General features: G+C 44.3%; 19 protein-coding genes and 1 CRISPR repeat array. Of the genes, 16 read left to right on the plus strand and 3 right to left on the minus strand.

Going from position 1 to position 24,085, the window contains the following annotated elements; all coding sequences use genetic code 11:
* Position 1: 1 nt before the first annotated feature.
* Positions 2–475: a DedA family protein gene (locus LCM29_RS14070; protein WP_224863587.1), complete on the minus strand. Its 474-nt coding sequence runs from the start codon at positions 473–475 to the stop codon at positions 2–4.
* A gap of 165 nt (positions 476–640) precedes the next feature.
* On the opposite strand from LCM29_RS14070, the gene LCM29_RS14075 reads away from it, so the two are divergent.
* Together LCM29_RS14075 and LCM29_RS14080 are read left to right on the plus strand one after the other, a co-directional pair.
* Positions 641–1,333: a response regulator transcription factor gene (locus tag LCM29_RS14075; RefSeq protein WP_224863590.1), complete on the plus strand. Its 693-nt coding sequence runs from the start codon at positions 641–643 to the stop codon at positions 1,331–1,333.
* Positions 1,330–2,400, plus strand: a complete 1,071-nt coding sequence (locus LCM29_RS14080; RefSeq protein WP_224863592.1) for a sensor histidine kinase — start codon at positions 1,330–1,332, stop codon at positions 2,398–2,400. Before LCM29_RS14075 ends, LCM29_RS14080 begins: the two co-directional genes overlap by 4 nt.
* A gap of 237 nt (positions 2,401–2,637) precedes the next feature.
* On the opposite strand, the gene LCM29_RS14085 is transcribed toward LCM29_RS14080, so the two are convergent.
* Entirely contained in the window at positions 2,638–3,261 is a 624-nt protein-coding gene (locus tag LCM29_RS14085; protein ID WP_224863595.1) for a glucosaminidase domain-containing protein, read from the minus strand.
* A 147-nt stretch (positions 3,262–3,408) separates the two neighbouring features.
* On the opposite strand from LCM29_RS14085, the gene LCM29_RS15345 reads away from it, so the two are divergent.
* The 9 genes from LCM29_RS15345 (at position 3,409) to cas2 (ending at position 12,006) form a co-directional block, all read left to right on the plus strand.
* The gene (locus LCM29_RS15345) at positions 3,409–3,702 is read left to right on the plus strand and encodes a plasmid pRiA4b ORF-3 family protein (RefSeq protein WP_224863597.1); all 294 of its coding nucleotides are present in this window, start codon (positions 3,409–3,411) and stop codon (positions 3,700–3,702) included.
* A gap of 178 nt (positions 3,703–3,880) precedes the next feature.
* Entirely contained in the window at positions 3,881–4,048 is a 168-nt protein-coding gene (locus LCM29_RS14095; protein WP_224863599.1) for a plasmid pRiA4b ORF-3 family protein, read from the plus strand.
* A 191-nt stretch (positions 4,049–4,239) separates the two neighbouring features.
* Complete coding sequence (gene cas3, locus LCM29_RS14100) at positions 4,240–6,573, plus strand: CRISPR-associated helicase Cas3' (RefSeq protein ID WP_224863601.1); 2,334 nt, start codon at positions 4,240–4,242, stop codon at positions 6,571–6,573.
* Positions 6,574–6,589: 16 nt separating this feature from the next.
* The gene (gene cas5c / locus LCM29_RS14105) at positions 6,590–7,288 is read left to right on the plus strand and encodes a type I-C CRISPR-associated protein Cas5c (protein WP_224863603.1); all 699 of its coding nucleotides are present in this window, start codon (positions 6,590–6,592) and stop codon (positions 7,286–7,288) included.
* Between the two features lie 11 nt (positions 7,289–7,299).
* A complete protein-coding gene (gene cas8c / locus LCM29_RS14110) occupies positions 7,300–9,177 on the plus strand; it encodes a type I-C CRISPR-associated protein Cas8c/Csd1 (protein ID WP_224863605.1) in 1,878 nt (625 codons plus the stop codon).
* Positions 9,174–10,028 (plus strand): type I-C CRISPR-associated protein Cas7/Csd2, encoded by an 855-nt coding sequence (gene cas7c, locus LCM29_RS14115; RefSeq protein WP_224863607.1) that lies wholly within the window; start codon positions 9,174–9,176, stop codon positions 10,026–10,028. Before cas8c ends, cas7c begins: the two co-directional genes overlap by 4 nt.
* Positions 10,018–10,677: a CRISPR-associated protein Cas4 gene (cas4, locus tag LCM29_RS14120; protein ID WP_224863609.1), complete on the plus strand. Its 660-nt coding sequence runs from the start codon at positions 10,018–10,020 to the stop codon at positions 10,675–10,677. The genes cas7c and cas4 overlap by 11 nt, the downstream gene beginning before the upstream one ends.
* Positions 10,674–11,705 carry a type I-C CRISPR-associated endonuclease Cas1c gene (cas1c, locus tag LCM29_RS14125; protein WP_224863611.1) on the plus strand — a complete coding sequence of 344 codons (1,032 nt, stop codon included), beginning with the start codon at positions 10,674–10,676 and terminating at the stop codon, positions 11,703–11,705. Before cas4 ends, cas1c begins: the two co-directional genes overlap by 4 nt.
* A gap of 10 nt (positions 11,706–11,715) precedes the next feature.
* Complete coding sequence (cas2, locus tag LCM29_RS14130; protein ID WP_224863613.1) at positions 11,716–12,006, plus strand: CRISPR-associated endonuclease Cas2; 291 nt, start codon at positions 11,716–11,718, stop codon at positions 12,004–12,006.
* A gap of 179 nt (positions 12,007–12,185) precedes the next feature.
* Positions 12,186–16,841: direct repeats of the CRISPR family, unit length 32 nt; unit sequence ATCGCACCTCGTGTAGGTGCGTGGATTGAAAT.
* Positions 16,842–16,963: 122 nt separating this feature from the next.
* On the opposite strand, the gene LCM29_RS14135 is transcribed toward cas2, so the two are convergent.
* A complete protein-coding gene (locus LCM29_RS14135) occupies positions 16,964–18,460 on the minus strand; it encodes an MDR family MFS transporter (protein WP_224863615.1) in 1,497 nt (498 codons plus the stop codon).
* 164 nt (positions 18,461–18,624) lie between these two features.
* On the opposite strand from LCM29_RS14135, the gene LCM29_RS14140 reads away from it, so the two are divergent.
* From LCM29_RS14140 to LCM29_RS14160, 5 genes are all read left to right on the plus strand, one after another.
* Complete coding sequence (locus LCM29_RS14140; RefSeq protein ID WP_224863617.1) at positions 18,625–19,497, plus strand: TetR/AcrR family transcriptional regulator; 873 nt, start codon at positions 18,625–18,627, stop codon at positions 19,495–19,497.
* Between the two features lie 146 nt (positions 19,498–19,643).
* Positions 19,644–20,657: a LacI family DNA-binding transcriptional regulator gene (locus tag LCM29_RS14145; RefSeq protein WP_214748647.1), complete on the plus strand. Its 1,014-nt coding sequence runs from the start codon at positions 19,644–19,646 to the stop codon at positions 20,655–20,657.
* Between the two features lie 203 nt (positions 20,658–20,860).
* A complete protein-coding gene (locus LCM29_RS14150; RefSeq protein WP_224863619.1) occupies positions 20,861–22,168 on the plus strand; it encodes an ABC transporter substrate-binding protein in 1,308 nt (435 codons plus the stop codon).
* Between the two features lie 59 nt (positions 22,169–22,227).
* The gene (locus tag LCM29_RS14155; protein WP_214696921.1) at positions 22,228–23,130 is read left to right on the plus strand and encodes a carbohydrate ABC transporter permease; all 903 of its coding nucleotides are present in this window, start codon (positions 22,228–22,230) and stop codon (positions 23,128–23,130) included.
* A 3-nt stretch (positions 23,131–23,133) separates the two neighbouring features.
* Positions 23,134–24,063, plus strand: coding sequence for a carbohydrate ABC transporter permease (locus tag LCM29_RS14160; protein WP_214876822.1), 930 nt, complete (start codon positions 23,134–23,136; stop codon positions 24,061–24,063).
* Positions 24,064–24,085: the final 22 nt, after the last annotated feature.

A 24,085-nucleotide genomic window follows, 5' to 3' on the forward strand; every position in this document is an offset into this window, starting at 1 on the left:
GTCAGAGCGACAACATCCAATCTTGAAACTGTTGAAACGCCGGGATTTGATTGGCAAGTCCGATGACGAGAAACCAAGCACCCGTATAGAAAAATGCAGAGATGGTCGTATAGAACGCATACGTACGAAGTTTGAGCGATGTGAACCCGGCGATGTAATGGAGCGGGTGCCGAAGGCCGGGAATAAAATATGAAATCATAATGGTACGTGCTCCATACTTTTGATAGAATGCCTCAGCTCTCTTGAAATAACGAGATTCTCGTTGTCGTATGGGTAAAATATGATGAAGTCCTTTCCCGATTAAATAAAACCAGCCGAACGTGAGCGTGAAGAGAATCCAAGTGGAGACAAATAAAAGCCAACTTGGGACAAAAGCATCCGCGACCGTCAGATGAGTAATCATTAAGACGTCGTCAGATAATGGGGTAAACATGATGCCGATGGCAAGCATGCCATAATGTATGATCATTTCCATAACGTTTCACTCCTTACCTTGTCTAGTATTCACTCGCAAGCGTAAGGAGTTTTTAGTATTCTCTTAAGAAATCTTAAGAAGTTCGTCAGGATGTGTTATTGAGTGGTTTGTTACACTCAATAATAAGATGGATCAATTCCATTATGTAGGACGAGGAGGAAAGATATGCGATCACAACCCGTCATTTGTATCGCCGACGACGATGAAGCGATTCGAGAATTACTTGCCATCTACCTAAAAAATGAAGGATATGCACTTCGATTTGCCAAAAATGGACAAGAAGTCATCGACCTTGCTTCGACCGAAACGATTGATCTACTCATTCTCGATTTGATGATGCCCATCATGGGTGGAATTGAGGCTTGCATTGAAATTCGAAAGACACAGTTTATGCCGATTCTTATGCTGACCGCAAAAACGAGCGATATGGATTTGATGCAAGGGATTTCTGTTGGAGCTGACGACTATATCAAAAAGCCGTTCAATCCACTTGAAGTGACGCTTCGCGTCAAATCTCTGTTGCGTCGCTATCGTGATTATGGGGCAGATCGGTCCGAGGCACAGACCATCCTCACCCATGAAGAAGTCACACTCGACCTTCAGACGCGACAGTGTCGAAAAGTCGAAGCTTTAGTTCGACTCACACCGAAAGAATTTGATATTCTTGCTTATTTTATGAGGCATCCAAATCAAGTCCTCACAGTCGAACAGATTTACGAGGCAGTGTGGGGGGAAGAAGCATTTGAGGTCGACAATACGGTGATGGTCCATATCACGAAAATACGTGAGAAATTAGAGGACACACCACGAAAGCCGACCATTATTAAGACCGTGTGGGGCGTGGGGTATCGATTATGAAACAGAGGCAATGGGATCGATTGCTTGTCAAGTTAATTAGCATTATCTTAATCAACGCGTTGATTGCGACGATTGCTTTTTTAATCATGGGATATTCAATTAGTTTATATTACATCAAGAATGAAACAACACCGGACCCCCTGACATCCAATTTGATGTTTTTAGGAGTGACATTCATTGTCATTCTGATTTTTATCATTGGGTTTTCACTGATGATGCGTAAAACACTTCGGAAGATCACGTATCTGTCGAGTGAGATTGAACAAATCGCAAACGGTGATCTTGGTCGAACAATCAACGTCGAAGGGCGAGACGAAATCGCCTCACTTGGAGAAAGTGTAAATCGAATGTCACGGCAGTTAAGCGAATTGTTTGAGAAGGAGCGGGCGCACGAAGAAGAGCGGAACCAACTGTTTTCCAACCTGTCACACGATTTGCGTACTCCGCTCACGAGCATCAAAGGCTATACTCAACTCCTTCAAATGAATCGTGAACTGACAGCTGAAGAAAACAATCATTTTCGTATCTTAAATGAAAAGACGAATCAGCTTGAACATCTACTAGATCAGTTGATGGACGTGAACCGACTCTACGCCCCGAATATGCAACTTAACAAACAGAAACTCAATCTGAGTTTGTTGACGACCCAGCTCATCCACGAGATGGAGCCGTTATTTAAGGAAAGAGGTCATCGATTACACCTGTCGATTCAATCTGACCGATGGATAGAGGCTGATCAAGAACAGCTCATTCGTGTATTTGAAAATCTTTTCTCGAATGCTTGGAAATACGCCGAGCAAACGAGTCCAATCGAGATTAGACTTCAAACGAAAGGACAACAGATTGAATGGTCTATTTCAAATGCGACAACAGCAGAAACAATTGAAGCCATCCCCCATCTCTTTGATCGCACGTATCGCGTCGATTCGTCGAGAGGGGTCACTCCAGGTGATGGATTGGGTTTATCGATTGCGCGCCAAATCATTTTGTTGCATGGCGGGACGTTGACAGCTGAACCGATCGAAGATCAGGTCATTTGTTTTCGGGTGTCGTTTCCGATTGCATAAACTGGCTCATCGTATAGCACGTGAGTAAGTAACTGTTCTTCGTTTTGAAAGTCGTAGCACTTTATAAATGCTACGGCTTTTTTGTTAAGTAAATAAATCCATAAAAAAAGCACTCGGACAACTGTCCGAAATGCTTATTAGCGCTTGAGTAACAACATCACGCCGGTCACGAATAATGCGATTCCGCTCGCGAGTCTAACTTGTTTGCACGTCACGTTCTTTCACCCCTACATTTCTTCATCGTTTTGCTTTAGCGACACTTTTCGGTGTTTTCGACATTTCTTGATAAATCGAAAGAATCTCATTCCCGTAATTTCCTTTTGGCTGCATGGCCCACTTTCGATGCAGTGATGGCCAAGTCGTCGCAGAGCCCCGTTTGACGAGGTGGAAGCGTGGATCGACTTTTGTCATATTCAGCGCATCTTTTGAGGCGTATGCCTTTAGATGCTGAATTTGAGCGGTTACGCCTTGGTGTGGTGAACGGAAAAAGTGTCCTTTCACGCCGTTCCCAGTCGTCCCAATCCCTGAGTAGTTATGCTGCTTTGGAAGGACATCGCCGCCATAACGGAAATACCCTGTCTCTTTCAGCGCCTGCGCGAACGCAACATCACCACGGACGCCTTCTTTTGCACCGATGATGACGAAAAGTTTCGCCAAATCTTCGACAGACGTTTTCGCGAGCCGGACATCACGAGGATTCTTTTGTTTTACGTAATCCGCCATTTGTTGCGGAGTCAAAGCCGATACTCCCATGATAGCACGATTCTGCTTCTTTGGGGCTGCCTCAACGATTGATCCTGTCGAGACGAAAGATGAAGTGGCCAGAAGAACAACAATGATAAAGCCGAACACTTTTTTCATAATATGTACCCTCCTAAACGAATCCTATCCATTGAGAAATAATACCATTAAAAAGTAATATTGACCCACTATTATAATGATTATTGTGTATTGTATATATTCATTCTTGTTTATAGTAAACGTATAAAGAAATATGGGGAAAACAATGTGTACAGAGTCTACCAGTTTAAATTGAGCTTGATGGATGAAGATGAATCGATATGGCGTCGTTTTGTCATTCCGGCCGAAACGAATTTCAAGCGACTCCATGATGCGATACAACTTGTAATGTGGTGGGATGATGAACATTTGGCAAAGTTTGAAGACGATTTTCGAGAGCCGACGTTTCGCTTCGTCCTTTTTCCTAATGAGGTCTATGATCACAAAGAACATCTAGCCTATCTAAAGAGTAAATCAGAATTGAGCGAGTTTGAGCGTCTTATGTTGAGCCGTTTACAGTGAGTGAAAGAAAAGCACATGAAAAACGTTAAACTTCCAACAATCATTGAGAAGCATCCGGTTCTTTACTTCACGTACGATTATGGAGAAGACTGAACGCACTAGCTAGCGTTTGAAGGAGTAATTGAAGATTATCCTAATCCATACCCGACTGTGACCGAATGGGTTGGAGAGACACCTCATGAAGGCGTGGGAGGTTGGGAAGGAAAATCAGATGATTCGGGACATTCTGGCCGATCCGACGCATCCAGAACATGAAGAGTATAAAGAGGCGTCAAAAGAAGTTCAGGCGTATGATGTCGATAACATCAATCACATGCTGGAAGTGTATGTGTCGGGGAAAAAATAAATAGAGCGTGAAGAGACCGAGTTGCGATGCGATTCGGTTTTTTTGTGGATTTTAGTAAATCTACATTTAAATGTAGAAACAAAACCTAATAAGAAAAAGTACCCACCTTAAGTAAAATAATGTAATAAAATGAAGAGGTATTGAGTACTAACGTGTTGAAAAAATAATAGGTCTAAAGAAAGGATGAGAGAGTGGATTACATTGCACACGTTCGATCAACTGACCATGCGATTCAAACTGTCAAAGAACATCTATTAGATGCTCAAGAACTTGCCGAAAAGTGGGGGAGTCCTCTAAAGATTTCTAAGATTTGTGGTCTGGCTGCTCTATTGCATGACTTAGGAAAGTATAGTGATGCGTTTCAAGATTATATACGCCGGGCTACCTCTGGAGAAAAAGTAACTCGTGGAGAAGTCGATCACGCGACTGCCGGGGGGCGTTTGCTCTTTGAAATGTTGAGAGGTACGAGTGTAACGAAGCAATTGCTAGCAGAAATAGTTAGCAACGCAATCATCTCACATCATGGGAATCTGCATGACTATGTATCAGGAGAAGAGTCTCCGTTTTTAAAACGCGTCGAAATGAAAGAGCTTGAGGAGTATGAACACTGTAAACATCGATTCTTTGTCGAAGTCATATCTGAATCCGATTTCAACCAATACGTTGGAGCAGCTCATCTAGAAATGTTGGAATACTTTAAAAAAGTAGGACAGAACACATCAGTTTCCACTTTCTTGACCAAGTTTATATTTAGTGTGTTGTTAGATGCCGATCGAACAAATACACGACAGTTTGAAACAGAACAATCAGAACATATTCTTATGAATGACTTTTCAGTGTATATGCAAAGATTGGAAGATTATATTTCTCATTTAGGGGAGAATGCCTCGGCAACACCAATTAATCTGTTAAGGCAAGAAATGTCCAATCAATGTCGGGAACATGCCGAGCGACCAAGTGGTATTTATACCTTGTCCATTCCGACAGGTGGCGGAAAAACATTGGCCAGTCTCAGATACGCACTTCATCATTCAATTCTATATAACAAACAACGCATTATTTATGTTGTCCCATTCACCACAATCATCGAGCAAAACGCTCATGTTACTCGCAATGTCTTAAACACACAAGAAGTCGTTGAGCATCATTCTAATGTAATTCAATCAGAAAATCTTTCTGATGATGAGATCAATCTCCAAGCAAAACTGAATTTAGCAAAAGATAATTGGGATGCTCCAATTATTTTTACGACGATGGTTCAATATTTGAATACGTTTTATGCGAAAGGAAATAGAAACACGCGACGTATGCATCATCTAAGTGACGCAGTCGTCATTTTTGATGAAGTACAAAAAGTTCCGACGAAGTGCGTGTCATTGTTCAATGAGTCTTTAAACTATTTGAAAACTGGGATGAACACAAGTGTTCTATTATGTACCGCGACACAGCCGGCTCTCGATTTTGTTAAACGTCGACTTGTTAACGATGGTGAAATTATTTCCAATCTTCCCATGGTATCGGATTCTTTCAAACGAACAGAGCTGGAAGTGTTGGTAGAAGATTACGACACGGAAAAACTAAGTGTATTACTTCAAAATCGAGCAGCTGAACATAAGAGTATTCTCGTTATTTTGAATACAAAGTCAGTTGTCAGAAAGTTATACGAATCACTAAAAACGACATTTCAGGAAGAAGAGTTATTTCATCTTAGCACTTCGATGTGTGCGGCTCACCGTAAAGATCTTTTAAAAAGGATAACTGAGCGATTGAAGGCAAATAAACGTGTAGTTTGTATTAGTACACAATTGATTGAGGCTGGGGTGGACGTTAGCTTCCCTTGTGTTATCCGTTCCTATGCAGGATTAGATTCCATTGCACAAGCCGCCGGTCGTTGTAATCGCCATGGTGAATTAGAGATCAGCACAGTTTATGTAGTCAATCACATCGAGGAAGATGTATCGAAATTAACTGACATTGAAAAGGGTCAACAGATTGTAAAGCGGATGGTAGTGGACTTGAAAAGAGATTCGGGTGCTTACGGTGGTGATTTGCTCTCACCGGCTGCGATGAGGAGATATTTTACAGAGTTTTATCAGGTTCGTGAGTATGAATTGGATTATCCGATAAAAACTGGTCAATGTTTGGCTCCTATGCTTTTTGACATGAGCGAGAACAATAACGAAAAAAAATCACTGTTAACTGCGCGACATCGTACGGTCGCTGACCACTTTCAAGTCATTGATGAGTCAACACAAGATGTGCTCGTTCCGTATACGGAAAAAGGGGAAGAACTCATTGCTCATTTGAATGGCGACATTAGCTGGGAACAGGCAAGGCAATGGCTAAAAGAATCTCAACAATATTCCATCGGTTTATATGCTCATGAGATACAAAATCTTGAGAGAACAGACGGTCTTATGACGTTACTCGATGGTCAAGTACTTGCTTTACATGAAAGTGCTTATGACAAACAGTTTGGCTTGAATCTATCACAAGATTCAGAGATGCAAAATTTGATGATTTGAACGGAAGGAGAGTATCATGCGAAACTCGATTGAATTTAAAGTGTACGGGAACTATGCGCTGTTCACCGATCCTTTGACGAAGTTAGGTGGTGAAAAAATGTCGTATCAAATACCGACTTATCAAGCAATCAAAGGGATCGTCGAGTCGATTTATTGGAAACCGACGATTGTCATGGTAGTCGATGCGATTCGAATTATGAATCCAATCAAAATGGAGTCAAAAGGGATGCGACCGATTGAATATGGGGGAGGAAATTCATTAGCACATTACACCTATCTAAAAGATGTATGTTATCACGTCAAAGCACATTTTGAGTTTAATGAACATCGCCCTGATTTAGCTTTTGACAGAAACGAAGGAAAACATTACGCCATTTTAAAACGTTCGCTTGAAGCAGGCGGGCGCCGTGATATTTTCCTCGGGGCAAGAGAGTGTCAGGCATACATTGAGCCGATTCACTTTGACGAAGGAGATAGCTTTTACGATGGGGTTGATCTCCATTTTGGAACGATGGTGCACGGGTTCAATTACCCTGACGAAACGGGAGTTGACGAACTAGCTGTACGTTTGTGGCAACCGGAAATGAAAAATGGGGTGATTACTTTTTTAAGACCAGAAGAGTGCTCTCAAATTCAATCGATTAAAAAAATGAAGCCGAAAGAATTTTCGGAAATGAACATTGAAAATGTAGAATTAACGTATGAAAGTCTATAGGGGGTGATTTTATGAGTGTGTGGCAACAGTTATACGAAACATATAATGAACATCTTGACGAAGTCGGGGAACTCAGCACTCGTTGGGAAGGACAGACATTTACATTGCTACCAGTGTCTCATACTACTCAAACTGCACATATCACGGTCCATATTACACCCGAAGGTGAATTTCATTCCGCGGAAGTGATTCCTAAAGGACAAGGGAACACATTGATTCCGTGTACCGAAGATTCCGCAGGTCGAGCTGGGAGTGTAGTTTCTCCTTATCCATTGCATGACAAATTACCTTACGTCGCTGGAGACTACGAGAAGTATGGAGGTAGTTATAAAAAGGATAGTGCGTATAACGCGTACATTCAAAATCTAAAAGAGTGGTCAGAATCTTCATTTGGCTTCGGCCGCTTGAAGAGTATCTATAACTATCTGGTAAAAGGTTGTCTGATTGAAGATTTAGTAATGGCAGAAAAACTGTTTTTAAATGATGACGGGACTCTGAAATGGACGTGGGATGGAAAAGACGACAAACCAGACATATATTCTGTTATTTCGAGTGGTGTGGAAGGAGCTTTCATTCGTTTTAATGTGCATTCAGTAAATGAGTTAAACAAAGAAACGTGGAATGATGCTCAATTCTATCAATCATTTATCTCCTTCTATGAAAGTAAGGAACGAGAGTCGAGCTTATGTTTTGTTACAGGAAACTGTTCAATAGGAACGACAAAACATGCGAATAAGATACGAAATGCAGGTGATAAAGCGAAGTTAATTTCATCAAATGACAGTAGCGGGTTTACATTTAGAGGTCGATTTGATAAAGCGACAGAGGCAGCGACGATTAGTTATGAAGTATCGCAAAAGGCTCATAATGCTCTAAAATGGCTAATTTTAAAGCAAGGAATAAAAATTGATCAACGTATCTTTTTGATTTGGGGAGTTCAAGAGACTCGTTTACCTAATGCGATTGAATCAACGTTTTCTTTATCATCATTTTTTCAAGATGAAGTAACAAGCAAAACAGATACAAATTCAGAAGGAGCTAGAGCTTTTTCTGAATCGTTACTCGGGTACAAAAGATTGTTACCACGACAAAAAGTAAACATTTTGATGATGGATGCTGCCACAACAGGCCGACTTGCTATTCTGTATTATCGTTCATTTGATCAAGAACAATATTTTGAACGTTTAGAGAGATGGCATACACACAATCCATGGGAGTATATCTATAAGGATCATGAAGGGAACATCCGAAATTATACGGGTGCACCAGCTCTAAAAGATATTGCGACGATGGCATATGGAACACATGCGAATGACCATTTGATTAAAGCGACTGTTGAGCGTTTGCTACCATCGGTCGTGGATGAGAGACGAATTCCGGATGACATTCGACGAAGTTTGATGCAACGAGCGTCTAATCCAGTCGGGATGGAAAAATGGGAGTGGGAGAAAACGCTACAGATTGCTTGTGGAGTGATTAATAAGAAAGAAGGGATGAATGTGGCTTTAGACCGTGAATCAACAGATCGTGACTATTTGTTTGGACGCTTATTGGCACTTGCTGACTACTTAGAAAGGAAGGCGCTAAAAGAACAACGTGAAAATCGTGCCACCAATGCCATTCGATACATGAATGCATTTTCTCAAAAGCCAGCTCGGACGTGGTTAACGATTCAAAGTGCACTTCAGCCTTACCAGGCGAAATTAGGAGGGAAGGTCACCTACATCAATAGTCAAATCGATGAGGTGGGTTCACGAATTGATCCGAGAGACTTCACGAATAAGCCGTTGTCGGAAAGATATTTGCTAGGTTTTTATAGCCAACGTCATGACCTTTATCAAAAGAAAGAAGTAGTGAACCCATCAGAAGAGGAGAGTGTTGAAGTATGAACACGTTAGATCACAAAATCGATTTTACCGTCATTTTATCTGTGTCAAAAGCAAACCCGAACGGAGATCCGTTGAACGGTAATCGCCCAAGACAAAACTACGACGGTTACGGTGAAATTTCTGATGTGGCCATTAAACGGAAAATTCGTAACCGGTTACAAGACATGGGCGAATCCATTTTCGTGCAATCAAACGATCGTCGTGTTGATGAGTTTGATAGTCTGCGCGCGCGTGCAGAAGCTAATGAAGATTTGAAGAAATTAATGAAAGGAAAAGGAATGGGTGAATTGTTTGCCCAAGAAGCTTGTGCCACTTGGATGGATGTACGTTCATTCGGACAAGTGTTCGCTTTTAAAGGGGATAAATCAGGGGTGTCAATTGGTGTTAGAGGTCCGGTTTCTATCCATACAGCCACAAGCGTTGCTCCGATTGATGTGACAAGTATGCAAATTACAAAAAGCGTGAACTCTGAAAGTGGGAAAGATCGTGGTTCAGATACAATGGGGATGAAGCATCGTGTAGATCATGGATTATACGTATTGAACGGGAGTATTAATACTCAACTTGCTGAAAAAACGAATTTCACGAAAGAAGATGCTGAAAAATTGAAGCAGGTACTAGTAACACTATTTGAAAACGATGCTTCTTCGGCTCGCCCTGAAGGAAGTATGGAAGTGCATAAAGTGTATTGGTGGGAACATAACTCAAAATTAGGTCAGTACTCTTCCGCTAAAGTTCATCGTTCGGTCACAGTGCGACCGACAACTGATGAACCGAAAGATTTTTCGGATTACGAGATTCAAGTCACTCCACTCGATGGATTAGAACCTGAAGTGATAGATGGACTATAAACAAGATGATTCCTATTTATTGTTGTCAGGAATTCAGCACTTTCAATTTTGTCCTCGACAATGGGCACTGATTCATATTGAACAACAGTGGGAAGAAAACGTCCGTACAGTGGAAGGTCAGCATTTACATCAAAAAGCCGATGATCCTTATGTTCGAGAAAAGCGAAAAGATAAGTTGACTGTTAGAGGAATGGCCGTCAAGTCGGAATCACTAAACATTAGCGGTCAATGTGATGTGGTTGAATTTGTAGAACATCCGACAGGGGTTTCGTTGCATGGAACCCCTGGTCTGTATCGCCCTATACCTGTGGAGTATAAAAGAGGGAAGCCGAAAGTGGGAAAAGAAGACGAATTGCAGTTAGCTGCTCAAGCCATTTGTTTAGAAGAGATGTTTTTATGCTCGATTGATGAAGGTTATCTTTATTATCATGAGACAAAACATCGGCATCAGGTCATGCTGTCAGATGCGCTGAAAGATGAAGTAAGAAAGATTGTAAGTAAGATGAATGATTATTATCGAACGCGCTATACACCTCGTGTAAAAACAGGGCCGCATTGCAAAAGTTGCTCCCTTCAAAATATTTGTTTACCTGAATTGATGGTTCGAGAAAGTGTAACAACATATTTGGAGAGGAGGATAAAAGATTGAAAAAATTATTAAATACGCTTTTTGTGAATCAGTCAGATGCATATCTTGCACTTGATGGCGGTAATGTACTAGTAAGGAAAGAAGATGAAGTTCTAGGAAGAGTACCTCTTCACAACCTCGAAGGAATCGTTACTTTCGGATATACCGGTGCGAGTCCTGCGCTTATGGGATATTGTGCGGAGCATAACGTTCCGATTACATTTATGACCAAGAACGGACGATTTTTAGCCCGTGTCATTGGAGAAAGTAAAGGGAACGTAGTATTGCGTAAAACGCAATATCGACTTTCAGATTGTGAGAGTCAGTCCGCCGTTGTAGCGAGGAATTTTATTCTTGGTAAAGTATACAACCAAAAATGGATGTTGGAGCGCGTTACACGAGATTACCCGATGCGTGTTGATGTTGAGCGATTTAAAGAAACATCAAAATACTTATCGAATAAGTTGATTGAAATTCGTCAGTGTGATGACTTAGAAAGGTTACGAGGTCTCGAAGGAAAAGTTGCTGTTCACTATAATCAATTATTTGATGACATGATCCTTCAACAAAAAGAAGAGTTTATCTTCAAGGGACGTTCAAAGCGACCACCACTCGATCGCGTCAATGCGATGCTTTCTTTTGCTTACAGTTTATTAGCGCGAGACTGTAGCGCTGCACTCGAATCGGTAGGGTTAGATGCGTACGTTGGTTTTTTACATCGCGAACGACCAGGGAGAATTTCTCTTGCGCTTGATTTGATGGAAGAGTTGCGAGGGATTTATGCAGATCGTTTCGTCCTCTCGCTAATCAACTTAAAAGTGATACAATCCAAACATTTTGTTCAAAAAGAGAACGGTGCAATCCTAATGACTGAAGAAGGTCGAAAAGTATTTTTGTCATCTTGGCAAAAGAAAAAACAAGAAATGATTCAACATCCCTATCTAAAAGAAAAGATGATGTGGGGGTTAGTACCCTATGCTCAAGCCTTATTATTGGCAAGGTATTTGCGCGGTGATTTAGAGGAATACCCATCTTTCTTGTATAAGTGAGGAATGAAAAATGCTTATTTTAGTAACCTATGATGTCAATACAACTTCACCTGGCGGGACGAGACGTCTTCGTCAAGTGGCCAAGGTATGCCAACAGTATGGGCAACGCGTGCAAAATAGTGTATTTGAATGTATAGTCGATCAAACCGAATTTACATCATTGAAATTACGGCTAAAAGAAATTGTAGACATTGAACGGGATAGTCTTCGGTTTTATCGATTAGGAAATCATCATGCTTCTAAAGTTGAGCATGTGGGCGTAAAAGAATCTTTAGATTTGGAAGGTCCTCTCATTTTTTAAAATTCGGGATGATTTCAATTCGTGCGAAGCTAAAGTGAACATGATTTTCTAGAGGGGTTCGCACCTAATTTATCCTGTAGAGTTAATTGATTTTGTAGTATTTTCAGAAGATAACGTCCTTTAAAGGATAATATTTCCTTGAAAATTGTTTTAGTCGATTGATTTGTCTAAAATCGGCTATCGCACCTCGTGTAGGTGCGTGGATTGAAATCCCTAATTCAATCGGGTCGCTCGTTTGTGTCATCATCGCACCTCGTGTAGGTGCGTGGATTGAAATATAAAGTGGTTTTCCTCCTAAAATGGAATCAACAAATCGCACCTCGTGTAGGTGCGTGGATTGAAATGTGTAAACTCACCGCTCATCTGAATGACAAGTGGATCGCACCTCGTGTAGGTGCGTGGATTGAAATTTGTTGTGACACGGTGTGCAAAGATACTGTAAGTTATCGCACCTCGTGTAGGTGCGTGGATTGAAATGTCTCGTTGTTGAGCAATAACTTCGACGGTTCGTATCGCACCTCGTGTAGGTGCGTGGATTGAAATAAATCGGACTCGGTCGAGGTCATGCCATTCAAGAATCGCACCTCGTGTAGGTGCGTGGATTGAAATTTGTCGTAGTAAGTTGATCGCCATCACCCCGAATAATCGCACCTCGTGTAGGTGCGTGGATTGAAATTGTAACACGATGGCGTAGATGCCTAGCCCAATGGCATCGCACCTCGTGTAGGTGCGTGGATTGAAATGAGGAACTTGAGTGCCGTGTATACCTGGTCTTTATCGCACCTCGTGTAGGTGCGTGGATTGAAATACTTGTGAGGCGTTATGGTACGAGTTGCGGGATATCGCACCTCGTGTAGGTGCGTGGATTGAAATGGCGTGGAATGGAGCGTTAAATCTTACAAATATGCATCGCACCTCGTGTAGGTGCGTGGATTGAAATAACAAAACTTGTATGTAACCCGCGAAACGAAGATATCGCACCTCGTGTAGGTGCGTGGATTGAAATAACAAGGTCGAGCGGGACGTCGACCGTGAGCGGGATCGCACCTCGTGTAGGTGCGTGGATTGAAATCGGTATGGATTTTTTACGGCACAAATTTATTTCGATCGCACCTCGTGTAGGTGCGTGGATTGAAATTTTTATCACCTAGTAATTCCACGAAGAAGAATCCATCGCACCTCGTGTAGGTGCGTGGATTGAAATAATGGCAAATCATCACCCGACCGATTCGGGGACATCGCACCTCGTGTAGGTGCGTGGATTGAAATGCCTTGTCAGTTTCACCAAGTAGGAAATCAGTGGTATCGCACCTCGTGTAGGTGCGTGGATTGAAATAAGTAAGTGGCGCGACAGGCGAGTTCGCAATCAGATCGCACCTCGTGTAGGTGCGTGGATTGAAATAGTCTTAATTTAGACATGGAATTCGTGTCGAACATCGCACCTCGTGTAGGTGCGTGGATTGAAATAGGTCGCCCGCGAATACCTGCTGACCACTATTCAATCGCACCTCGTGTAGGTGCGTGGATTGAAATCCGTTCAACGCGAAGGTGACAAGTTACCAGCGTAAATCGCACCTCGTGTAGGTGCGTGGATTGAAATACGTTACCCGGCCCCGCGTTATAGGCTGCGAGTGATCGCACCTCGTGTAGGTGCGTGGATTGAAATTACTACTGCAAATGACCAAATGAACGGTAAAGATATCGCACCTCGTGTAGGTGCGTGGATTGAAATCAGTCATATATTCCTTCATAATGTCTGCAAATAAATCGCACCTCGTGTAGGTGCGTGGATTGAAATATAAGAATATGATGCTAAACCCGACAATCATGAAATCGCACCTCGTGTAGGTGCGTGGATTGAAATGCATATGGCTAGAGAATGGGCATGTCGGGTTCCTATCGCACCTCGTGTAGGTGCGTGGATTGAAATGCGAAAGTCGCACTCAAGCATCTAGCGGGCGGTAATCGCACCTCGTGTAGGTGCGTGGATTGAAATGACGTGGTGGCGGAAGATACGCCGATTGACGAGCATCGCACCTCGTGTAGGTGCGTGGATTGAAATTTCACGGTCGACATCAACACGATCGACGGACTCAATCGCACCTCGTGTAGGTGCGTGGATTGAAATATCTTTTCTTTTGCTACGTCGAGTGCCGTTACTTATCGCACCTCGTGTAGGTGCGTGGATTGAAATCGCTGCGTCGACGTCCAACAGTTTGACCGCTTCCATCGCACCTCGTGTAGGTGCGTGGATTGAAATTCTTCGATTTTTACCATTGCGTATAGCGCGGCAATCGCACCTCGTGTAGGTGCGTGGATTGAAATGTAGACGGACCAATGAACTCGATGTTGAGCATCGATCGCACCTCGTGTAGGTGCGTGGATTGAAATTGTTGCGACTGCTTCCGTTGTTCGAAGTCCGCACATCGCACCTCGTGTAGGTGCGTGGATTGAAATTGCGGACGGCTCTTTGTCGCTCTCGGAGATGACGCATCGCACCTCGTGTAGGTGCGTGGATTGAAATTACGCCACCGAACGCTTGTTGTGTCCGCAAGCCAATCGCACCTCGTGTAGGTGCGTGGATTGAAATCAAATATGCAGGAACGGACGCGTAGGCATATAAATCGCACCTCGTGTAGGTGCGTGGATTGAAATTGTCCGCATTACGCTCCTCATACTCTTCGCATAGATCGCACCTCGTGTAGGTGCGTGGATTGAAATGCGTTCGGCCAGCCCTGACCAGGTCGAGGACCATATCGCACCTCGTGTAGGTGCGTGGATTGAAATCCCGACCCCCAGACGTACGTCCGGAAGGTCAGCATCGCACCTCGTGTAGGTGCGTGGATTGAAATATCGAAACCGTACCTTTAAGCTGAATCACGTCGTATCGCACCTCGTGTAGGTGCGTGGATTGAAATACCGAGGACGAGTATTTTCAAAACCTCCGCTATAATCGCACCTCGTGTAGGTGCGTGGATTGAAATGCCGTCCGCCGATAACATATAAAGAGCAAGTGCATCGCACCTCGTGTAGGTGCGTGGATTGAAATCGGCGCATCCAGTGACTTGGCATTGTCGAGCAGTATCGCACCTCGTGTAGGTGCGTGGATTGAAATTTTGATATTCCAACGATGACGTTACACTTCTCACATCGCACCTCGTGTAGGTGCGTGGATTGAAATAACTGCAACATTGACGTAGGCATCAACCTGTTTAGATCGCACCTCGTGTAGGTGCGTGGATTGAAATTTCGGTTGGACGTATCAACAATAAAAAAATAGATATCGCACCTCGTGTAGGTGCGTGGATTGAAATATGGACGTGAAAAGACGCTCTCGAAAGGGGATGTGATCGCACCTCGTGTAGGTGCGTGGATTGAAATAACGTATCGGCTTGATTATGCAGAACGAGGACGGATCGCACCTCGTGTAGGTGCGTGGATTGAAATTATTGAATCGTGCCAAAACCGGTTGGCTCCGCGTGATCGCACCTCGTGTAGGTGCGTGGATTGAAATAGCGCCAACCAAGCGATGGCGGAAGATTTGATTGATCGCACCTCGTGTAGGTGCGTGGATTGAAATTATTGAATCGTGCCAAAACCGGTTGGCTCCGCGTGATCGCACCTCGTGTAGGTGCGTGGATTGAAATATCATGGATCACAACCTGTCACTATCACCCGAATATCGCACCTCGTGTAGGTGCGTGGATTGAAATACCAACAAGGACACAAAGGTCAGCATCAAGAAAATCGCACCTCGTGTAGGTGCGTGGATTGAAATATTCGTTAAGTGCGAGGACACGATCACATATTTGATCGCACCTCGTGTAGGTGCGTGGATTGAAATCACGTAATTTGCGTAATTGCCGTGATATCATTGATATCGCACCTCGTGTAGGTGCGTGGATTGAAATGCCGAGGTGCAGCAGACGGTCGTCAACGAAGGGCATCGCACCTCGTGTAGGTGCGTGGATTGAAATGACAAATAAAGGCTGTAACGTCCGCTTCGTAGTTATCGCACCTCGTGTAGGTGCGTGGATTGAAATAAGGCGTTCACGGCTGAAATCGCAAGCGACTTATCGCACCTCGTGTAGGTGCGTGGATTGAAATCCAATGATGCACCTTATTCGAGTCCGCATAAAACATCGCACCTCGTGTAGGTGCGTGGATTGAAATCTCGTATCTCCGTTAAATGCGATTGGAGACGCTATTATCGCACCTCGTGTAGGTGCGTGGATTGAAATCTGTTGGTATCGGTTTGATGGCTATCATGCTTGGGATCGCACCTCGTGTAGGTGCGTGGATTGAAATTATTCTGCTAAATTTGCAATGTCCGTTATTAACATCGCACCTCGTGTAGGTGCGTGGATTGAAATACATGATTACAATTTACATCTACCGCGTCATTTAATCGCACCTCGTGTAGGTGCGTGGATTGAAATTGCAATTGCGTCCAGTAGAGACCAGGTGTTTGTTATCGCACCTCGTGTAGGTGCGTGGATTGAAATTGATGCTTCTCGTCTTCCTTGTCAATCTCTTCCCAATCGCACCTCGTGTAGGTGCGTGGATTGAAATTTGGACTGCGCGTCCGACCATACGCACGAATACGATCGCACCTCGTGTAGGTGCGTGGATTGAAATTTGTGTGAGTTGCGCATAAATCTGAGTCGTTGCAATCGCACCTCGTGTAGGTGCGTGGATTGAAATAAAAAAGGGACACACTATCCGATCATTTATGGCATCGCACCTCGTGTAGGTGCGTGGATTGAAATAAGAAGATGACAGGCGCACGCACTTAATAAGCAAATCGCACCTCGTGTAGGTGCGTGGATTGAAATTAGACTTGTGTATTTGTAGAACAGAAGAAAACAAAGTTTGCGCCTCACGTTAGTGAATAATTTGAAATTTCGAATTTTAAAAAAGCCGTTCTGAATCAATCATTCAGATCGGCTTTTCCATATTAATTCGCTTGTTTCAATTCTTCAACAGCTTCTACATTATCATCGAACTTCCGTACATCCACGCGTTTCACGAAAAATGCTAAAACAAGCGCCAAGAGGTTCATCCCGAGTGCGACGTAAAATGAATATTGAATCCCGGATAAGAGGGCTTGCTGAGTGATGGCACCCATCGAACTCTCTGTGAGCGTCGCAGGATCGACTCCTGTCATCAATGATTCAGCTTCCGTACGTGTCACCGAGTTCATGATGGTCACGAGTACTGCCGTACCAATCGCACCGGATACTTGTTGGGCCGTGTTGTTGATGGCCGTTCCGTGCGGGTTGAGGCGAGTTGGCAATTGGTTCAGTCCATTAGTCATGATGGGCATCATGACCATTGACATCCCGAACATACGCAACGTGTACGTTAAGACGATGTATGTGTAGGTCGAGTCAAGTTGGACGTTTGCGAGCATGTACGTCGATACCGCGGTGATTGTCAATCCGGTAAGTGCCAATAATTTTGGTCCGAATCGGTCAAACAGTTTCCCTGTGATCGGTGACATGATTCCCATGATGATCGCACCAGGGAGAAGCATGAGCCCTGAATCGAGTGGGGAAATGCCACGAACGCTTTGGACGTAAGCCGGTGTCAAAATCATACCGGAGAACATGGCGACCGCGTTGACCATCGCAATGACTGACGCGAGTGCGAACATCGGATGTTTGTAAGCACGCAAGTTGAGCAATGGTTTTTCCATATGGAGCTGACGATAGATGAATGCGATCAATGAGATGGCACCAACGATCATCGTCGCCAAGACGATTGGGTTATCCCAGCCGTCCGAGCTTGCTGAACTGACACCGTATAAAATCCCGCCAAATCCGAGTGTCGATAAGACGAGTGACAAGTAATCGAGTGACTGGTCTTTGTTTTGGACCATGACGTTCTCCGCTTTCCAAACAGCGAGCGCGAGACCGATGATGGCGAGCGGTAAAATCATTTCGAATAAGACGCGCCAGTCATAGTACTCGACGATATAACCCGAGAGTGTCGGTCCAATCGCAGGTGCTGAGATCATGACGAGCCCGAAAATCCCCATCGCCATCCCACGTTTTTCACGCGGGAAACTTACGAGCATGACGTTCATTAAGAGTGGCCCCATCGTGGAGGCTCCGACGGCCTGAATCATCCGACCGCTCAACAACCAGCCAAAGTTTGGCGAGAAGGCCGCGATCGCCGTACCGATGGCGAAAATACTCATCGAGGTGATGAACAAGCTTCGGTTAGAAAAACGAGTGATCAAATAGGCGGATGCCGGGACGAGTACACCTGTCACGAGCATAAAGCCTGTCGCAAGCCATTGTACGGTCGAGTAGTCTGCAATCTCAAGATCGACCATGATTGATGGGAGCGCGACGTTGAGTAATGAGTTGTTTAAAAATGCGATAAACGCACCCGCAAAGAGGACCGCCAACATGACGTAAGGCGGTTTCTTTTGGAATTCTGGTTTCATATGGATGGCTCCTTTATTTTCTAAATAGTTATGTGTTGGTAAGTGTCGATGAAATGATTTTATACCCGTTGTATAAATAAAGCAACCATTTTGTACTATTAGTCTAAAATGGTTTTCGGTGCTATAGTAAAGGTACAAATTAGATAGAACGGAGTCATAAGAGAATGAAAGAGAAAAAGCGAAAAGTCGCAGATATTGCCATGTCTCTCTTCATCGAAAATGGAGTGCAACACACATCGGTGCAAGAGATTATCGACCGTGCCAATATCTCAAAAGGGACGTTTTATAACTACTTCTCATCGAAGACGGATTGCGTGGCCAGTATCCTCGAAAACTTACGATATGATGCCGGACAGCGCCGGATTGAGATGCAGATGGGACGGGACAAACGAGATCGTGATGTCTTTATCGAGCAAATCTCGATATTGATTCAATTGAACGAAGAACGGAACTTGCACGCGTTATTTGAATCGATCATGTCGTCAAACGAGAATGAATTGAAAAAACTCGTACTTCAACATCGCATTTATGAAATTGAATGGATTGCGATGCGTTTGACGGAAATCATCGGAGAGGCTGTCAGACCGTATTCGATGGAATTGACGGTGCTCTTTAACGGGATGTTGCAACATATCTTGTTCACGAACCGAATCACGAATGCTGCTTACTCTCCTCAAAAAGTCGTGCGCAGTTTATATACGTACGTAGAACTGATTGCTGCACGAATGATAGAGACAGGGGAACATGTCTTGAACCCGGTTACGGTCGAGCAAATGCGGGGGACGACAGATAAACACCTTGTCACAATCGAAGAATTGAACGAGATGGCTGCTCGTATCGAAGAGCATGTCGAGATGACGGAAGAACAACGAGATTTGTTCGATGCAATCTCACATGAACTGAAACAAGAACGTCTTCGGAAAATTGTCTTAGAGCAGTTGTTGAAGCCATTTCAGCGTCTATTTAAAGGCGTGACAGGCGAGACGGAAGTCCAAAAGTTTACGAATCTCGTCTGGCTGTATACACGGACACATTAAGGACAAAAATTTCCCGATGCAGTAATATAGAAGAAACAAGGAATGGAAAAAAGAATCAAAAAGTTTCCTCGAAAAAGAATTGATTCCTACAAATTCATGCGCTACAATCAAATTACCGAAAGCGCTTTCGGGAAGAGGAGAATAACATGGGTACGATTTATGATTTAGCCAAAAAAACAGGATTCTCAATCACGACAGTGTCCAAAGCGTTGAACAACTACAAAGACGTGAGCGACAAGACGAGAGCAAAGATTCTTCAAGCCGCTGCTGAGATGGACTACTTGCCGAACGCACATGCCCAGTCGTTATCGACGAAAAAATCATGGGCGATCGGGGTCATGTTCTCAGAGGCGAATGAAGTTGGGATGAAGCACCCGTTCTTCAACGGGATCATCGAAAGTTTTCGTCACGCGACAGAGGAGCAAGGCTATGATTTGATCTTCGCCTCGCGTAACCTGCGCAATCGTGACATGAGTTATCTCGAACACTTCAAACACCGTGCGGTCGACGGCATCGTCGTCATCTGCTCGGACCGAATGGATGAGCAAGTTCAGGAGCTCATGCGAAGCGACATCCCGATCGTCGTCGTCGATATGGACAGCGCCAATTGTAGCGTCGTCTATTCCGACAACATCGAAGGGGCACGTCTCGCTGTGAATTACCTCTATGAACTCGGTCATCGAAAAATTGCCCACATCGCTGGGGATGAGACGATTGACGCTGGAGCGGCACGGATCAAAGGATATGAACTTGCGATGCAAGAGCTGAACCTTCCGATTCGACCAGGCTACCTCGTCAACGCTGGTTTCTTCTCAGTAGGAGAAGGCAAGCAAGCGATGGAACGATTGCTTGAACTCGACGATCAACCGACTGCTGTCTTTGTGGCCGGGGATCAGATGGCAATCGGCGTCATCGAAGCAATTCACGAACACGGTCTTCACGTCCCGAATGACATTTCTGTCATCGGATATGACGACATTGAAATGATCCAATACATTACGCCGAAACTGACTACGATTCGCCAAGATACGGATGAAATCGGGGAAGCGGCAGCAGAACTTTTACTTGAACAAATGACCGCGAAAGAGCGACTCACCGAACGTCGCATCATTCCGGTACGCTTAGTAGAACGGGCATCTTGTGCGCCGGTCAAACAGTGATTTATAGCCAATGATATTTCGAAGTCGCTCTCTTTTCTTCAGCGGATGGAGAGGGGAGCGCGATTTCGAAAGTCATTTTTAGAGAAAATCGAAACCGCTTTCGATATTTTATTTCGGATGAACCGAAAGCGCTTTCGATAATTATTCACCTCTTTTTGCAAGCGCTTTCTACTATTACTTATAAAAAAGGATGGGAACAACACATGCGTAAACTTGTTAGCTTACTTACCATTGGAGCACTTTCAGTTGGTGTCTTGAGCGCTTGCTCTGACGGCGGCGAAGGATCATCTTCAGAAGGTTCAAAAGATGATGTCCTAAAAATTTGGTCATTCACAGATGAGTTGAAAGAGCCAATCAAAACGTTCGAAGAGCGTAACGGCGTGAAAGTCGAATTGACAATCGTACCGACGGCTGACTACGCAACGAAGTTGAAGCCAGCTCTTGAAAGTGGCGTCGGCGCACCGGACGTCTTCACGGGTGAAATCGCGTTCCTTAAACAATGGATTGACGCTGGATATTGGGAAAACCTTTCGGAAGAACCATACAACGCAGAAGAAGTTTCTGGAGACATCGTTCCTTACGTCTTCGACCTCGGGAAAGACAAGGACGGAAACGTTCGTGCCCTTTCATGGCAAACAACTCCAGGTGGGATCTACTACAAACGTAGCATCGCTAAAGAAGCACTCGGTACTGATGACCCGGCTGAAGTCGGCGAAATGATGAGTTCGATGGACGGACTCTTCGAAGTCGGTGAAAAGCTTAAAGATAAAGGCTACAAACTCTTCCCAGACGAAGGTTCAATCCGTTGGTTCGCACAAGGCGATGACCCACAAGCATGGGTAAACGAAGACAATGAACTTGTGTTGACTGAAGGAAAAGAAAACTACTTCGACTACGCGAAAGAGCTTCGTGAAAATAACTTGACTGCTCTCGCACCAGAATGGTCACCATCTTGGTTCGAAGGAATGGATAAGCCGATCAAAGTGAAAGAAGGCGGCAAAGAAACGGAAACAGAAGTCTTCTCTTACGTCCTCCCAACTTGGGGTCTCCACGCTGTCTTGAAAGAGAACGCGAAAGACACTGCTGGTGACTGGGCTGTTACAAGCGGACCGAGCCCATACTTCTGGGGCGGTACATGGGTCGGGATCTACAAAGACTCTAAACATAAAGAAGAGGCTTACGAATTCATCAAACTCATGACACAAGATGAAGAGTTCTTGACTGAATGGGCGAAAGAGACAGGCGACGTACTTGCTTATAATCCAGTTACAGAAAAAATCAAAACTGACTTCAGCGACGAGTTCCTCGGTGGACAGAACAACTACGAGTTCTTCCTCGGAGAAGCAGAATCGATCAAACCAGGGATTGTTACGAAATACGACCAACAGCTCGACACGCTTTACGGAGCGGCAGTTACATCTTACGTAGAAGGTAAGAAGTCGAAAGAAGATGCAATCAAAGAATTCAAGAAACAAGTTAAAAACGCTTACCCAGACATCGTAGTAGACTGACGATGACCAACACGAGGGAGGGATTTCCTCCCTCGGTTCTTATGGAAGGAGAAATACACGTGAAAAAATTAGATCGTTACGGCTATCTGTTCATCGCCCCGTTCTGGGTTGTATTCTTGACGTTTAGCATTTATCCGGTTTTCTTGACGCTTTACTATAGCTTCACGAACTATACCGGTAGCCCAGGAGAAGAGATTGTCGGATTTGCGAACTATACACGGTTGTTGACGGACACATACTTCATCGAAGCGTTTTTCAACACCATCAAGATTTGGGGAGTCAACTTCGCCTTGCAGATGGGAATGGCCCTTTTATTGGCGCTCTTATTCTCAGATCTACGTTTGAAGCTAAAAGGATTAAACTTCTTCCGTTCATTCTTCTATCTTCCAAACTTGATCACAATCAGCTCGGTCGCGCTTTTGTTCGGTATTTTGCTCGACTGGCAGCATGGTTCACTCAACATGGTGTTGATGAAAATCGGTTTGATTTCAAATCCGATCGACTGGTTGGCAGAACCCGTGACGGCTCAACTATCCGTTTCACTCATCTTGACATGGATGTGGTTCGGTCACTCCTTCATCATCGTGATGGCCGGTGTCTCAGGAATCTCTACAGATTACTTTGAAGCCGCTCACATCGACGGTGCGAACCGTTGGCAGATGTTTACGAAAGTGACGTTGCCGCTCTTAAAACCAATTCTTCTCTACATCATGATCACATCGCTCATCGGTGGACTTCAATTGTTCGACCTTCCGATGTTGATTACCGATGGAATCGGTTCACCAGACGGTTCGTTGAACACGATGGTGCTTTACTTGTATAACCAAGCCTTCAAGTACAACAACTACGGCTACGCATCTGCGGTCGCTTACGGCTTATTCTTGATCACGCTCATCTTCTCGGCGATCGTCTTCAAAGGTATGTTCCGCAACGAACGCGCAACACAGAAGAAGGGGGCGTAAGCGATGGAACAAAATGCAGAAACACGGCGAATGCTTCCGGATAGCGAAGCGCAGCCAAAACGTAAAGAAGACCGTCCACTCAAAGTGGTGCCACCTAAAAAACAAAAGTCGAAGCATCGTGTTGTAAGAGGCTTGATCTATGCAAGTTTGGTTATTCTTGCGATTATCTGCTTCATCCCGTTCTTGATGATGATCATCAACGCGACGCGGACGAATGGAGAAGTCATCTCTGGCTTCACCTTGATCCCTGGTAATGCGTTGCTCGATAACTACGCTACCCTGAGCGAGTACATCAACATCTGGACCGGCTTTAAAAACAGCTTGATTATCTCGGTATCGGTAACGGTACTTTCGGGCTACTTCTCAGCCCTTACAGCTTATGGATTCACGTTCTACAACTTTAAAGGGAAGAATGCGATGTTCATCTTCATGCTCGTCATGATGATGGTTCCAGCACAACTTGGACTCATCGGATTCTACGAGATTTCAAAAACGCTCGGCATTCTCGATACGTTCATCCCGTTGATCGTCCCTGCGATTGCAACACCGTTCACGGTCTTCTTCATCCGCCAGTACACGCAAGCGACACTTCACATCAGTTTGATTGAAGCGGCACGGATTGACGGTGCGAGCGAGTTACGTATTTTCCATACAATCGCGCTCCCAATGATGATGCCAGCGATTGCGACGATGTCGATCTTCACGTTCATCGGCTCGTGGAACAACTACTTGATGCCACTTGTCCTCTTATTCTCTCCTGAGAAATACACGTTGCCTGTCTTGATGGGCTTCTTGAAAGGATCACAAGTCGCAGAAAACCTTGGCGCGCTTTACCTAGGAATCGCGATCTCGGTCGTACCGATCATGATTGCCTTCTTGTTCCTCTCGAAGTACATCGTCAGCAGTATTTCGGCAGGTGCTGTCAAAGAATAAATATAGAGAAAAGAGGAAAACA

It is taken from the genome of Exiguobacterium aestuarii, from assembly GCF_020171655.1.
In the GTDB taxonomy this organism is placed as follows: Bacteria; Bacillota; Bacilli; order Exiguobacteriales; family Exiguobacteriaceae; genus Exiguobacterium; species Exiguobacterium aestuarii_A.

Bases quoted from the DNA above. Each gene is read 5' to 3' on its own strand.
- LCM29_RS14070 (WP_224863587.1), bottom strand. From the start codon at position 475: ATGGAAATGATCATACATTATGGCATGCTTGCCATCGGCATCATGTTT.
- LCM29_RS14075 (WP_224863590.1), top strand. From the start codon at position 641: ATGCGATCACAACCCGTCATTTGTATCGCCGACGACGATGAAGCGATT.
- LCM29_RS14080 (WP_224863592.1), top strand. From the start codon at position 1,330: ATGAAACAGAGGCAATGGGATCGATTGCTTGTCAAGTTAATTAGCATT.
- LCM29_RS14085 (WP_224863595.1), bottom strand. From the start codon at position 3,261: ATGAAAAAAGTGTTCGGCTTTATCATTGTTGTTCTTCTGGCCACTTCA.
- LCM29_RS14095 (WP_224863599.1), top strand. From the start codon at position 3,881: ATGAAGGCGTGGGAGGTTGGGAAGGAAAATCAGATGATTCGGGACATT.
- cas5c (WP_224863603.1), top strand. From the start codon at position 6,590: ATGCGAAACTCGATTGAATTTAAAGTGTACGGGAACTATGCGCTGTTC.
- cas8c (WP_224863605.1), top strand. From the start codon at position 7,300: ATGAGTGTGTGGCAACAGTTATACGAAACATATAATGAACATCTTGAC.
- cas7c (WP_224863607.1), top strand. From the start codon at position 9,174: ATGAACACGTTAGATCACAAAATCGATTTTACCGTCATTTTATCTGTG.
- cas4 (WP_224863609.1), top strand. From the start codon at position 10,018: ATGGACTATAAACAAGATGATTCCTATTTATTGTTGTCAGGAATTCAG.
- cas2 (WP_224863613.1), top strand. From the start codon at position 11,716: ATGCTTATTTTAGTAACCTATGATGTCAATACAACTTCACCTGGCGGG.
- LCM29_RS14135 (WP_224863615.1), bottom strand. From the start codon at position 18,460: ATGAAACCAGAATTCCAAAAGAAACCGCCTTACGTCATGTTGGCGGTC.
- LCM29_RS14140 (WP_224863617.1), top strand. From the start codon at position 18,625: ATGAAAGAGAAAAAGCGAAAAGTCGCAGATATTGCCATGTCTCTCTTC.
- LCM29_RS14145 (WP_214748647.1), top strand. From the start codon at position 19,644: ATGGGTACGATTTATGATTTAGCCAAAAAAACAGGATTCTCAATCACG.
- LCM29_RS14150 (WP_224863619.1), top strand. From the start codon at position 20,861: ATGCGTAAACTTGTTAGCTTACTTACCATTGGAGCACTTTCAGTTGGT.
- LCM29_RS14160 (WP_214876822.1), top strand. From the start codon at position 23,134: ATGGAACAAAATGCAGAAACACGGCGAATGCTTCCGGATAGCGAAGCG.